The organism is Ectobacillus antri, from assembly GCF_003852715.1.
Taxonomy (GTDB): Bacteria; Bacillota; Bacilli; order Bacillales; family Bacillaceae_G; genus Ectobacillus; species Ectobacillus antri.
Map to the genome: position 1 here is coordinate 41,997 of NZ_RIAV01000007.1, position 13,278 is coordinate 55,274.

14 protein-coding genes and 1 other RNA gene are annotated in these 13,278 nt (G+C 43.2%); 4 read left to right on the forward strand and 11 right to left on the reverse strand.

The annotated features are described in order from the left end of the window. Positions 1 to 91 precede the first annotated feature (91 nt). The 3 genes from EEJ45_RS08965 to EEJ45_RS08975 are packed head-to-tail and all read right to left on the reverse strand — an operon-like array spanning position 92 to position 2,361. On the reverse strand, positions 92 to 577 hold the full coding sequence (locus EEJ45_RS08965; RefSeq protein ID WP_124564471.1) for a heme-degrading domain-containing protein: 486 nt from the start codon (positions 575 to 577) through the stop codon (positions 92 to 94). Continuing rightward, positions 570 to 1,616, reverse strand: coding sequence for an oxidoreductase (locus EEJ45_RS08970; protein WP_124564472.1), 1,047 nt, complete (start codon positions 1,614 to 1,616; stop codon positions 570 to 572). The genes EEJ45_RS08965 and EEJ45_RS08970 overlap by 8 nt, the downstream gene beginning before the upstream one ends. Then, entirely contained in the window at positions 1,603 to 2,361 is a 759-nt protein-coding gene (locus EEJ45_RS08975) for a DeoR/GlpR family DNA-binding transcription regulator (protein WP_124564473.1), read from the reverse strand. Before EEJ45_RS08975 ends, EEJ45_RS08970 begins: the two co-directional genes overlap by 14 nt. 137 nt (positions 2,362 to 2,498) lie before the next feature. Between EEJ45_RS08975 and EEJ45_RS08980 the strand changes: the two genes are divergently transcribed. Continuing rightward, positions 2,499 to 3,023 carry a GNAT family N-acetyltransferase gene (locus EEJ45_RS08980; RefSeq protein WP_380017891.1) on the forward strand — a complete coding sequence of 175 codons (525 nt, stop codon included), beginning with the start codon at positions 2,499 to 2,501 and terminating at the stop codon, positions 3,021 to 3,023. Between the two features lie 9 nt (positions 3,024 to 3,032). Here the strand turns inward: EEJ45_RS08980 and EEJ45_RS08985 are convergent, their stop codons facing one another. The 3 genes from EEJ45_RS08985 to EEJ45_RS08995 form a co-directional block, all read right to left on the reverse strand. Next, the gene (locus tag EEJ45_RS08985) at positions 3,033 to 3,473 is read right to left on the reverse strand and encodes a YndM family protein (RefSeq protein WP_124564474.1); all 441 of its coding nucleotides are present in this window, start codon (positions 3,471 to 3,473) and stop codon (positions 3,033 to 3,035) included. Between the two features lie 208 nt (positions 3,474 to 3,681). Further along, positions 3,682 to 4,107 (reverse strand): MarR family winged helix-turn-helix transcriptional regulator, encoded by a 426-nt coding sequence (locus tag EEJ45_RS08990; RefSeq protein ID WP_124564475.1) that lies wholly within the window; start codon positions 4,105 to 4,107, stop codon positions 3,682 to 3,684. Between the two features lie 258 nt (positions 4,108 to 4,365). Further along, positions 4,366 to 5,343 (reverse strand): zinc-binding dehydrogenase, encoded by a 978-nt coding sequence (locus tag EEJ45_RS08995; protein WP_124564476.1) that lies wholly within the window; start codon positions 5,341 to 5,343, stop codon positions 4,366 to 4,368. A 132-nt stretch (positions 5,344 to 5,475) separates the two neighbouring features. On the opposite strand from EEJ45_RS08995, the gene EEJ45_RS09000 reads away from it, so the two are divergent. After that, positions 5,476 to 5,847 carry a winged helix-turn-helix transcriptional regulator gene (locus tag EEJ45_RS09000; protein WP_124564477.1) on the forward strand — a complete coding sequence of 124 codons (372 nt, stop codon included), beginning with the start codon at positions 5,476 to 5,478 and terminating at the stop codon, positions 5,845 to 5,847. A 224-nt stretch (positions 5,848 to 6,071) separates the two neighbouring features. Here the strand turns inward: EEJ45_RS09000 and EEJ45_RS09005 are convergent, their stop codons facing one another. The 3 genes from EEJ45_RS09005 to smpB form a co-directional block, all read right to left on the reverse strand. Further along, entirely contained in the window at positions 6,072 to 7,064 is a 993-nt protein-coding gene (locus tag EEJ45_RS09005; RefSeq protein WP_124564478.1) for a nuclease-related domain-containing protein, read from the reverse strand. 73 nt (positions 7,065 to 7,137) lie between these two features. After that, positions 7,138 to 7,489, reverse strand: a transfer-messenger RNA (tmRNA) gene (ssrA, locus tag EEJ45_RS09010). 112 nt (positions 7,490 to 7,601) lie between these two features. Further along, a complete protein-coding gene (smpB, locus tag EEJ45_RS09015) occupies positions 7,602 to 8,069 on the reverse strand; it encodes an SsrA-binding protein SmpB (protein ID WP_124564479.1) in 468 nt (155 codons plus the stop codon). Between the two features lie 135 nt (positions 8,070 to 8,204). On the opposite strand from smpB, the gene EEJ45_RS09020 reads away from it, so the two are divergent. Together EEJ45_RS09020 and EEJ45_RS09025 are read left to right on the forward strand one after the other, a co-directional pair. Continuing rightward, positions 8,205 to 8,924, forward strand: a complete 720-nt coding sequence (locus EEJ45_RS09020; protein ID WP_124564480.1) for an MBL fold metallo-hydrolase — start codon at positions 8,205 to 8,207, stop codon at positions 8,922 to 8,924. After that, positions 8,921 to 9,478 carry a TetR/AcrR family transcriptional regulator gene (locus EEJ45_RS09025; RefSeq protein ID WP_124564481.1) on the forward strand — a complete coding sequence of 186 codons (558 nt, stop codon included), beginning with the start codon at positions 8,921 to 8,923 and terminating at the stop codon, positions 9,476 to 9,478. The genes EEJ45_RS09020 and EEJ45_RS09025 overlap by 4 nt, the downstream gene beginning before the upstream one ends. Before the next feature lie 222 nt (positions 9,479 to 9,700). On the opposite strand, the gene rnr is transcribed toward EEJ45_RS09025, so the two are convergent. Together rnr and EEJ45_RS09035 are read right to left on the reverse strand one after the other, a co-directional pair. After that, a complete protein-coding gene (gene rnr, locus EEJ45_RS09030; RefSeq protein ID WP_124564482.1) occupies positions 9,701 to 12,025 on the reverse strand; it encodes a ribonuclease R in 2,325 nt (774 codons plus the stop codon). A 416-nt stretch (positions 12,026 to 12,441) separates the two neighbouring features. Next, complete coding sequence (locus EEJ45_RS09035; RefSeq protein ID WP_124564483.1) at positions 12,442 to 13,182, reverse strand: alpha/beta hydrolase; 741 nt, start codon at positions 13,180 to 13,182, stop codon at positions 12,442 to 12,444. Between the last annotated feature and the right edge of the window lie 96 nt (positions 13,183 to 13,278).

Consider the following 13,278-nt stretch of genomic DNA (forward strand, 5'->3'; position numbering starts at 1 on the left):
ATACTGTATCACATTCATATGAAATTGTCGTGAAATTTGTATGAAGAGTTCATGACAAATATTAGTCAAACCAGCAAAAAAACTCCTGTGACTACACAGAAGTTTTAATAAGAAGCATGCGAATCGCATTGGTAATTAGCGTATGATCTTCCTCTTGTGATACGCCAGAAACAGTAATTGTTCCAATAACACCAGTATTTTTTAAAATAATTGGAAATGAGCCGCCATGCACTGCATACTCAGCTGAACTCGTAGCGTAAGTCTGAAAATAGGAGCGCTCCTTCAGTTCATTATAAAAGCGCATATAATAGGAGCTATGATGATGACGCTTCACGACATTTGACTTGCGGGCAATCCAGCTTTCCTGATCTGGACTTGTGCCATCCATCGCATGATAAAACAGCTTCTGCCCGTTTCGTGTAATATCTACCGCAATCCTTTGTCCATTTTGTTTGGCCGCTTGCACAATCAGCATACCGAGCTGAAGCGCTGTTTCATTGTTAAATGTCTGGAATTGCAGCTCCGCTTCTTCCGCCTGCAACTGCCCCAGCTTTTCTTGTAATAATTGCTTATTCACGCACCTCACCGTCCATATATACAAAACGCTTTTCTATACTACTTGTTAAGGCTGCACGAATAACTTGAATCGTGCGCAGTCCATCTTCACCTGGTACAGGATTTTGTGCCCCGCCGCGAATATGCTCGTATACTCCTTGATAATATGAGCTATAAGAGCCTGGTACAGTTTCAATGATTTCTTCTGTCTCTTCTGTCAGCAGCTTTCCGTACCATTCTGGGCGATCTGCACCCCAGCCTTGTTCAAGCGGATTTTTTCCCGCTTTTAAAGCGTCCTCCTGCCCATCAAGACCGTATTTGATGTAACTCGCCTTTGTGCCGTGGACCAAAAATTTCGGACCTTGCCCAGGCACAATAGAGCCAACATGTAGGATGACGCGTCGTTTGCCGTATCCCATTACAATATGGAAATAATCATCCGTTTGCGCACCTTCTCTTTGTTCTGTCACGTCAGCGACTACGAACTGCGGCATGCCGAACAAATGCAACGCTTGGTCAATTAAATGTGAGCCAAGATCGTACAAGATTCCCGTTCCTCTTCCCTCACGCTCTCTCCATCGGTCACGGACTTGTGGGCGGAAGCGATCAAAATGCGCTTCATACGTCATAACATCACCCAGTTTATTCTGCGCAAGCAATTGCTTAATTGTCAGGAAATCATTATCCCAGCGTCTGTTTTGATACACGCTCAGCATCACACCGTGTACCTTAGCAAGTGCAATAAGCTCTTCTGCTTCCACAGGCTCAACAACCATCGGCTTTTCAATAATCACATGCTTACCTGCCAGTATGCTTTGCTTAGCCATGTCATAGTGAAGGGTATTCGGGGTCGTAATCACGACCAATTCTACATTAGGGTCACGAAGCGCATCCTCCAACTGCGGTACGACCTCTGCCTCACTAAAATCCTGCTTGACTTTTTCAGGGCTGCTAGATACTACTTTTATCACATCAAATTCATCCATCGCCTGTAAAAACGGGGCGTGAAATGTGACGCCTGAGAATCCGTATCCAACCAATGCGGTTTTAATACTCTTCATAATCTCCCTCTCCTTTTGCTATAAGTAATTGGATGCCTTGTAAATGCTCCAGTATTTCTTCACTTGGCACTTTATCCGTAATGATGATATCAATTTCCTTTAGACTACATACATTGTGCAAAAATGCTTTTTCAAACTTTGTATGCTCGGTCACGACAATAACCTGTTGTGCCGCTTGTATCATACTTTTTTTTACGTGTGCTTCCTGTTCATCAGGAGATGTTAATCCTTTTGTGGTAATCGCACAGGCGCCAATAAACAACTTATTGGCACTGTATTTCTGCATTTCCTCTGCCGCGCCAGGGCCTACGAAATTACGATGATAAGCATGTAATTTTCCACCTGTCACATATAGCTCTACATCTCGGTATTCACTGAGTACATTCATTACATCAATGGAATTTGTAATTACCGACACTGGACGATTTCCCATCAAACGTGCAACTAATTCAATTGTTGTTGATGTATCAAAAATCAGCGTATCATAATCTTGAATTAAGGCGCAGGCTGTTTTTGCAATTGCTTCTTTTGCTGGTGTTGCCGGTCTGTCACGATAGCTCCTTGGTGAGCGTAAAGCCACCCCGCGCTTCACACGCAAAACGTCACCATCCTCTGACAGTTTTACCGCATCCCGTCTTGCCGTATCACGCGAAACGCCAAATAGCTTCATCATTTCTTCTAAGCTCATTTCTCCCTGCAACTGCAGTATGCGCTTCACTTCTGCTAATCTGTCAGCTTGCAACATACACGTTTACTCCTCGCATATAAGATAGTTCTATTATACGCATTTCTTTCTAAAAAGCAAAAAACTTAAAATAATATTTTTTTTACTTAAAATACAAAATAGTGATTTTATCGTATAGTAGACATAGGGGGATATATATGCGTTTAGTGAAACCAACTCGTGATTTACAATCTGCCTATCTTTCTTTTTACGAAGAATGGAAGGCAAGCGGCGAAACGATGGTGCCTTGGGTCATCAGCAAGGACCCGTCCGATTTTGAGGAGATGCTGCGCTTTTTGAGAGAGGGCGAATTGGTAGAATGCTTGCCGCCGGGCTGGGTACCAGCCTCTACATATTGGCTGGTAGATGGAGAAAAAGTAGTTGGGGCAGTAAATATTCGTCATGCGCTAACAGAGCAGCTGTTAAACTGCGGGGGACATATCGGATACGGCGTTCGTCCATCGGAACGCCGCAAGGGATATGCAACCCATATCCTAGCGTTGGCTCTTGAAAAAACAAAGGAGCTTGGCATTGATCGCGTGCTTGTATGTTGTGACGAAGACAATATAGCTTCAGAGCGAACCATTTTAAAAAATGGCGGCGTCTTTGAATCTATGTTCATAGAAGATGATGGCAATGCTGTAAAGCGCTTTTGGATTCAAAACGAAAACCGCGGCCAATAGGCAGCGGTTTTACTCTTCTTTTTTAGGGTTATGTATCTCGTTTTCCTCTGCAAACTCATAAGCGAAACGACGATTAAATGACATGCTTCTTTCTCTGTTTACGCGTTCAGCGATGCCGCCCAGTAAATAGCGATGTACAAATACTTCGGCCATCGTAATAATAACAGCAGAAATTCCACTACCCCAAGCAACCTGCAAATAGCCTTCAAATAAATAGCTACCGAATACCCATACACTTAAATACACGAGCAAAAAGTCTGTCATCGATGCCACCGTATTGCCAAGACGCGGTAAAATTTCACGGTCCACGAATACATACGTTACAATCGTAACAAATACACTAAATGATAAAATGTCTACAATTGTAGCATCAAAGAATAAGTCCAAACCAATTGCGAATGCCACTGTCGAAATCCCAAACTTTATGAGTAACATCATAACATGTTTCATTGCACATACCTCCCTTTAGTATGTAGTTTGTATCAAAATTCTGCACTCTATACAATAGATCCATAAAAAAAGACCATCGCTTACAAATCCGCGATGGTCTAGCTTCTATTATTTTGAAGTTTGTTTTGATTTGTGGTACGGCAGTCAGAGAGCGTAAAATGAACACAGCCCTTATTTAAAAATCGATATTGCGTGTACATACAAACTTTTATTTATGCTTTTCCAACTCTGTAGCAGCTAAATACGTTTGATTTGTTAGCTGTTTTGCTGTTTCTTCTCCTAAAATGTCCGCATATCGCTTGTACAAATTCTTCCAGCATACCTTAATATCAGCCTGTATGTCTGCTCCCTTTTCTGTCAGATACACGAGCGTTAATTTGCCTTCATTTTTTCTCTCCACTAGCTTTTTCACTTCCAGCTTTTCAACAAATCTGGTTGTCGTAGAAGGTGCGATATGCAATGTATTGCTTAGCTCTGTTTGCGTGATACCAGGTTTATCATGGACAGCCATTAATAAAAAAGCATATGTTGGCGAAAGACCAAGCTGTACAAATTCTTCCTCGGCCATTTTATTCATCAATCTTGCCAGGTGATTGGCAGTAAAATATAAACACCCGCAAAAATATTGTTCCATTCAATCAACTCCCGCTATTTCCGCTTGTAATACATATCGTATCACAAATAAAGCTCGTTATGTTTGGTTTTCACCTGGAATTATCTACATGTTTCAAAAACAACAGCAGGACCTTATAGAATTCCTGCCGTTGTTACATGATACTTAGAGCGCCCACTGAAGACATTATCCATATAAGCCTTTGCGCGTTTTCCTGCTTCCGCAATTCTATATATGAAATTTCTTTGCGAATAGACCATGGCCTATCCTCGTTTCTACTTATTTGATTTTTGCTACAATCTTGCCTTTTACATGACGTTCGGACAAACGAGCAAGGGCTGCTGGTACTTCTTCAAAAGAGATAATTTCTTCTAGTAAAGAAGAGATTTTACCTTCCGCTATTAATGCAAGCATCTCATCTCCCATAACCGCTAAATCCTTTTGTGATTCGAAGTCTGCCTGATGCGCTGCCGCAAGGGCAATTTCGTGATAAGACACCACTTTGGTAAATGGCTTGATGTGTGCAAAATCAGGTGCACCCGCGATATATACGATGTGTCCCATAAATGCCAGCATGTCTAGTGAATCTGTTGCACTTTGTCTGCTTACCGCATCGACAACCGCATCGACACCGCGGCCGTTTGTAATCTCCATAATTCTTTCTTTTACGTTTTCTTCCCGATAATCAATGACATAATCCGCACCCAGTGATTTAACGTATTCATGATTATGAGCAGACGCTGTGGAAATAACTGTTTTACCTGCCAATTTTGCTAGCTGTACGCAAAATCCGCCTACACCGCCAGCACCACCGTGAATTAAAATTGTGTGAATACGCTCAAGCGGCAATTTGCGGAATAGTGCTTGATAAGCCGTATAGCCCGCAGTTGGAATAGCTGCGGCATCCTCAAACGAAACGCTGTCTGGAATACGAGACACCGTTTGTGCTGTTGTAATGGAATACTGTGCATAACCGCCCGGGCGAATCCAATCGCCATGATATACAACACGATCGCCTTTCTTCCACTCTGTCACACCTTCGCCGACTTCTGCGATTACACCTGCAACATCTAAGCCCAAAATATGTGGATATACCCAGTTTGGATTACCGTTTGTGCCTGTTTTATAATCAACCGGATTTAAGCCTGCAGCATGCACCTCAACCAATACTTCTCCTTTTTGCGGTGTTGGCGTGCTCACCTCTTCAATTTTCATATCTTTCCATTGTCCTTTTTCGTGAAGTAACAATGCTTTCATCTATATCAGCTCCTTAATGTAAGCTTACATGTAGTTTGTCTTACATGGTATATAATATATACTAGAAGAAAAGGAAACAAGTAGGCACTATTTTGTAACTGGTTTCCATTTGGATACTAAAGGAGAACGAGCATGAAGCAATTAAATCAAGAATATCAATGTGCAATTAATATGGTCATCGAGATTATCGGCGGTAAATGGAAGGTGCTTATTCTTTGGAACTTAAACGAGGGCACGAAGCGTTTTAATGAACTAAAACGCGCCATGCCTGGTATTACGCAAAAAATGCTAACACAGCAGCTGCGCGAACTCGAAGAGCACGGGCTTGTCATGCGCACGGTATATGAAGAAGTACCTCCTCGTGTTGAATATACAACAACCGACCTTGGCAAAAAGATTCAACCCACTCTGTTTGAAATGTGCAAATGGGGTGATTTATATGCTGAAGAAAAAGGCATACAAATGAATCGCTGCTGGTCATCTTATGACTTTATGGAGGAGTGATGCAGCCTCTGCAGCTCTTCCTCTATTTGTTTGACATCAATACGTGCAAATAGCGGTTGTACATGATGGATGGAAGTGGGCGATTCGAACAGTCACCGCAGCCTGTAAACAGACATGATTTGTATAAATCATAAGGAGACAGCATAGGGGCTATGCTGTTTTTTTGCGGAATTCGGCGAGTTTCAGGGAGAATCTGGCGACTTTGGATAATAATTTGGCGAGTTTCAAGAGGAATTTGGCGACTTTCGCACATAATCTGGCAAGTCACCTATTGAAAGCTCATACACCCGACCTTTTGTTTCACCTGTATACGGTAGTTGTAATGCAGCTAGTAAGTTTTTGGCTATATTGATGGAGGACAAGCGGAGAAACGCTCTAAACTCGTGATTTGTAATAGAAGGTTTAATCAGTAGCGCATAGTCAATAAGCGCAGAAAGATGCGCTTGCTTACAAACGTACTCACAATCAGGACATCTCCATGTCCCATACACTCTCCTCATCGCAAATTTTCCACAATGTGGACATTGTACGCCTGTTATTAGCTCACTAGAATGAATTGAAAATTGTTTGAGAACATCTAATTGCTGCATGGTATCAGCCTTTATAAGAGAAGATGAAAGCTTACGCAGTTTCTTTGTACAAAGCACAGGCTGGTTATATCTTCTATCAAATTCCTGTAACTTTTCATGCAGAGCCTCACTGTGAATCACACAGGGCTCTGATTTATGACTCTTTAACAAAGCATTTCTATTTGTCATAACAACTAAATACTCGATAGGAACAGTGGGGATCTTATATACCTCCAGCCACATCCGCAACTGAAAGGCTTGTCTGCGTACCTGTAAAATGGGATCTGCAAATACATGCTCTTCACCATTTTGATTACGAATGAGCTGATTAAATTGGTGATCTAAGAATAGTGTACCGCTTATGTTTTTCACTTCGAGAATTAATAGATAGGAAGATGTGACAAGGAGAGTGTCCATTTGAAAGAAGTACTGCTTGTGGGGTAAACGAAGGTCGTGAAAAATGAGGTGCTGCGACGAAGCAAAGGAGTTGATATGATAGTCGAGCGAGAGCTCTCCTTTATATCCAGCACGACTTTTGGCGAGTTCGACTTCTACTTCTTTATATTTTGGATGAGAAGCAGGTAATCTTCGTAGTAGCGCTTCAAGCTTTTGCAGTTTGAGCGGTGGCTTGCGCTCTTTTTTAATCATGTTATCACCTCTTTGACAGGGATTTGGCGACCACCCCTTTTTTAGGCATAAAAAAACCACCAACAATATGTATTGGTGGAGACGGTGGGAGTCGAACCCACGTCCAGAAATATCGGCACTTAAGCTTCTACGAGTGTAGTCGATATACTCGGGTTTCGCGGACTTTTATGCCTATCGACAGGCGTCCAAGCCGCTAGTCTGGTTGTTCTCTTCCTTCGTCCTCAGACGGCGAACTCCGGCGTAGCCCACTAAGTTTGGGCCCCTTACCCTACCACATGGGCGATGGAGGGAGGAGCAGCTACTTTAATTAAGCAGCTAGTGCGTAATTAGTTTTGCCAGTTATTGGCTGTGACGTTTTAACGAGGCCGATCCCCTCGACTCGCAACTTAAGCTCGAACTACCCCTGTCGAATCCGTAACGTCCCCATATAGGAAAATTACGAGAAGTAAGCTACTGAGCTGTTTCTCAAAGAGCAACTGGCGATTACATAACCCATTATATCATATGTCGCGAACTTTGCAATTGTAAATTATTGTATTACATTTTTTGGCGCTCGCGGAATGCACGCTCAATATCTCGCTTGGCTTCTTTTTTCTTCAGGTCTTCACGCTTATCATAGTTCTTCTTACCTTTAGCAACGCCGATTTGCATTTTTGCAAATCCATTTTGCAGATAAATACGAAGCGGCACTATTGTATATCCTGTCTCTTTCGTATAACCGATCAGCTTCAAGATTTCCTTGCGATGCAACAGCAGCTTTCGTGTGCGCAGCGGATCGTGATTGTAACGATTGCCTTGCTCATATGGGCTAATATGCATGCCGAAAATCCAAATCTCACCGTTTTGAATGCGCGCATATGCATCCTTTAGGTTTACGCGTCCGGCGCGGATGGACTTGATTTCTGTTCCTTGAAGGACCATGCCGGCTTCATATGTTTCTTCAATGAAATAGTCATGATACGCTTTTTTATTTTGTGCAACGACCTTTCCATGTCCTTTTGGCATTGTGCTTGCCCCTCCTTTGTATCACATTATTTTATCAAAAACATCACATCTTCACAATCTTTACACATATTTCATACACAAAACTAATATTATTAGCTATAATATTAATATACTTAGTTAAGGAGCTGATTATATATGCGTATCACACAGAACGGTCACTTGTTTCAATTAGCATTTTTACCTCGTCTGTTTCCCGTCAATTGCTACCTTGTAGAAGAAAAAAATGAATTAACACTCATTGATGCTGCCCTTCCTTTCAGTCATAAAGGGATTTTGAAGGCCGCACAAACCATCGGTAAACCCATTACACGCATTGTATTGACGCATGCTCATGAAGATCATGTAGGTGCACTTGATTCCTTAAAACGTGCCTTACCAAACGCCAAGGTATTTATTTCCGAACGAGATGCTAGCATCATGGCGCATGATCTGTCACTGCGGCCAAACGAACCACAAACACCAATTAAAGGCGGTGTGCCAAAAACGTTGCAAACACGCCCTGACGTCCTTCTTCATGACGGAGATACAATCGGGTCGCTTACAGCTGTCGCCGCGCCTGGACATACACCTGGGTCAATGGCGTTTTTAGACACTCGTACACATGCTCTTATTGCAGGTGATGCTTTCCAAACTCGCGCTGGTGTAGCCGTAGCAGGTAAAATCAATATGTTATTTCCATTTCCGGCTTTTGGCACATGGGATAAAAAAACTGCCATTGCCAGCGCAGAAAAGCTACTTCGCTTATCTCCTTCCTTACTAGCAACAGGACATGGTAAGATGATGGCAGCGCCGATTACGCATATGAAACAAGCGATTGCTGAGGCAAATATCAAATTAGGAGCGATTACAGCATGAAAGTCAATAAAGCACTCGTTGTCGAAACAGCAGCAGCGCTTGCTGATGAACAAGGAATAGATGCTATCACGCTAGCAGCCATCGCACAGCGTCTTGGCATTAAAACACCTTCTCTGTACAATCACATAGATGGTCTTGCAGGCTTACGAAAAGAAATGGCACTTTACGGTATTCGTCAGCTTACAGAGGCATTAACACAAGCTTCTATCGGGAAAGCCGGCGATAAAGCCTTGTTGTCTATCGGTTTATCGTATGTCACGTTTGTGCGTCAGCATCCCGGTTTATATGAAGCTACCCTGCCTGCCGCCGCATATGACGAAGAAATACAGGCTGCCGGCGACGCTTTAGTTCGTCTGCTGCTGCGCGTGCTCGAAGAATATCAGCTAGCGGAAGAAGATGCGCTGCACCTTGTCAGAGGGTTCCGCAGTATTGTGCACGGTTTTTCTTCTTTGGAGCAAAAGGGAGGCTTCGGCTTGTCTCTTGACCGTGATGAAAGTTTAAGACGCTTACTTTCTACTTTTATTAAAGGACTACATGAGAAGTTAGAGATATGAAATCGTCAACCTCTTTCCTATATCTCACTCTAAAAAAGCTGGCGTTATTGCTACCAACTAAAAAAGGGGCTAACCCAAAAGCCCCTTTTTTTGATGAAATGTAACCGAAGTATGTGAAATAGACCACCTCTGAAACCCTTGATTTTACTGAGTTTTCACTGGCTGTCTATTTTTCCATGTTACCTCAGATAGGAGCATTACCACCCTGTTGAGTCAGCCTCTTTATCGTTTCTTTTTCTTTTTCCGCTTAGACACCGGCGCGTTTTCAAAAAACGCCCGCTTCTTTTTTCCATCTTTGCGCGGTGCTTTGCCGCGGCGGTTATGCGTCGTTTCGCCTTCTTTGCGCTTACGACGTCCACCACTTTCAATCACCATCGCGCGCGGCTTGCGATCACGCTTAGCGCCGCCCTTCATGCCGACGATTTCAAAATCAATAGCACGCTCATCTTTATTGACGTTTACAACACGAATCGAAATCTCATCACCAATACGGAAGACGTTTCCTGTACGTTCTCCAATCATCGCAAAATGCTTTTCATCGTATCGATAATAATCGTCTGTTAAATAACTTACATGAACAAGCCCTTCAATTGTATTCGGCAATTCTACAAACAATCCGAAGTTAGTTACAGAGCTAATAATACCATCGTATTCCTCGCCGATTTTATCTAACATATACTCCGCTTTCTTCAATTCATCTGTTTCGCGCTCAGCTTCCACTGCACGGCGCTCCATATTGGAAGAATGCTCAGCAATCTCCGGCAATTTATCCTTCCATTCTGCCTGCGTCTCTGCATCCATTTTTCCTTCAATTAAATATGTGCGAATTAAGCGATGCACAATGGTATCTGGATAGCGACGAATTGGTGATGTGAAATGTGTGTAAAACTCTGTTGATAGTCCAAAATGCCCCAGACTCTTTTCATCATAACGCGCCTGCTTCATAGAGCGAAGCATAACTGTTGAAATCACCATTTCCTCCGGCTGCCCCTGTACCATCTCAAGCACCTGCTGCAGGGCACGCGGGTGAATATCATTTGCTTTTCCTTTTACCACGTAACCAAAATTTGTGATGAACTGGAAAAAACGTTCTAGCTTATCTTCCTTCGGATCTTCATGCACACGATACATAAACGGTACGTTGAGCCAATGGAAGTGTTCCGCCACTGTTTCGTTTGCTGCTAGCATGAACTCTTCAATTAACTTTTCAGCAGTAGAGCGATCTCGTAAAATCACATCTTGCGGGTGTCCGTCTTCATCCACAAGAACCTTTGCTTCTTTAAAATCGAAATCGATAGCACCGCGCTTCATGCGCTTTTCTCGCAAAATAGATGCAAGCTCCGCCATATCTTTAAACATAGGCACGAGCGGCTCGTAGCGCTCGATCAGCGCTTCGTCTTCATCCTCTAAAATACTATTTACATCTGAATACGTCATACGCTCTGTCGTTTTAATCACACTCTGGAAAATTTCGTGGTTTACCACTTCACCATTTCGGTTAATTTCCATTTCACATGATAGTGTCAGACGATTTACCTTTGGGTTCAAGGAACAAATGCCATTTGACAAGCGATGGGGAATCATTGGAATAACGCGATCTACAAGATAAATACTCGTTGCACGCTCCGCCGCCTCACGGTCAATTGGTGACCCTTCTTTCACATAGTGACTCACATCGGCAATATGAACACCTAGCTTATAATTGCCATTTGCAAGTCTTGTAACTGTAACAGCGTCGTCCAAGTCCTTCGCATCTGCACCGTCGATTGTAACGATTACTTGATCGCGTAAATCGCGGCGATCTTTAAGATCTGCTTCATCAATTTCATCTGGTACATTGTTCGCTTGCTCAAGCACATCTGCAGGAAACATTTGCGGCAAACCGTGCTTGTGGATGACAGACAAAATATCCACACCTGGGTCGTTTTTATGACCAAGGATTTGAATAACCTCACCCTCCGCACTCATGCGGTTTTCTGGATAGGCAGTAATTTTCACAACAACCTTATGTCCCTCTACCGCGCCTTGGGCCGCATTTTTCGGTATAAAAATATCACCAACAAAGCGCTTGTCGTCTGGAATCACAAAGCCAAAGTTTTTTGATTCGGTATATGTACCGACAATCTCTTTCGTGCCGCGCTCGACAATGCGGACAACAGAGCCTTCACGGCGGCTGCCACTTGATTCAGAGCTAACCCGAACCAACACAATATCACCGTGCATCGCGCTATTGAGTTCATTTGGCGGGATAAAAATATCATCCATACCCGTTTCTTCCGGCGAGACAAACGCAAAGCCGCGCGCATGACCTGTTAATTTGCCGCGTAGCAAATTCATTTTCTCTGGTAAGCCGTAGCGATTGTTGCGCGTTCGCACAACTAATCCCTTCTCTTCCATTATAATTAACGCTTTTACAAAATCCTTAAATTCGGCTGCCTCAGCAATGCCGAACGCCTCCTCTAATTCCTGAACAGTTAAAGGCTTATACGCTTCTTCTTTCATAAACGCCAGTAGCCTATCCATATTTTGCTGAATACCTTGTTCCAAATAGATTCCTCCCTCAAACTTCATATCATTAGTTTTACCTAAAAAGTAGGTATGTATAAGAAAAGCGGAGCCGGTTCGTTTAGGCACCGAAGAAGAGGTTCTCCGACCAAAAAGGCGCTTTTTGCCTTTATGGGCGGAGGTTCTCTGCTGGCAGTGCCTAACCGGCGGAACTAGACAATAAGAAAAGCGGAAGCGGCTCGTTTAACTCCATAGGGCAGAGGTTCCCAGCCCATAAAGGCGCTTCTTTGCCTTAATGGGCTTGGGTTCTCTGACCGGAGGAGTTAGCCGCTACAGCTGGACAATAAGAAAAGCGGAGCCGGTTCGTTTAGGCACCGAAGAAGAGGTTCTCCGAACAAAAAGGCGCTTTTTGCCTTTATGGGCGGAGGTTCCCAGCCCATAAAAAAGACGCAACTGAATTACCAATCCAGTTGCTCTAAGAAATTGTAGACGTCCTCATGCAATGCATCTTTTTCTTTATCCAGTGTGATGACATGTGTTGAGTCTTCATACCATTTAATTTTCTTTAGATGTGATTCTACGCCGTTGTAAATGATGTTCGCACTGTCGGTGTTAATCATTTCATCGTGGCGTGCTTGTACAACAAAGGTTGGACTGTAAATCATGTCAATGTTATTGCGGACGTCACGGATTAAGTCCTGCAGGGCGCGCAATGTATTCATTGGCGTTTGACGAAACGCATTCATCTCTTCCTCAATTTGCTCTGGTGACTTACCCTCATAGCGCTTATATTCTCTTGCATACGCTAAAATTCCTTCATACATCGTTTCTTCGCTTTTAATGTACATGGGCGCGCACATTGGTACAACACCGACAATAGGAACTGTATATGATAGCTTGAGAGAAAATACGCCGCCAAGTGACAGACCAACCGCAGCAATCTTTTCGTAACCAAGCTCTTTTAAATGATTGTAGGCGTTCATTACATCGCTCCACCAATCCTCTGGTCCTGTATGAACAAGCTGCTCAGGCGGCACCCCGTGACCTTTATAAATAGGGGCATGGGATGTATAGCCTTTTTTCTCTAAAAAGCGGCCAAGCATGCGTACATCAGCGGAATGACCAGTAAATCCGTGTAGTAATAAAACAGCGCGCTCGCCAGCTTCAAATGTAAACGGTTTAGGTGCAACTACTTTCATGACTTCTCCTCTTTCCTTCCGTAATTCTGCATCCACCATTAGGCGATCTCTCTATAGTGTATCATAAGTCACGAACATTCATGTGTATAAAGCTCC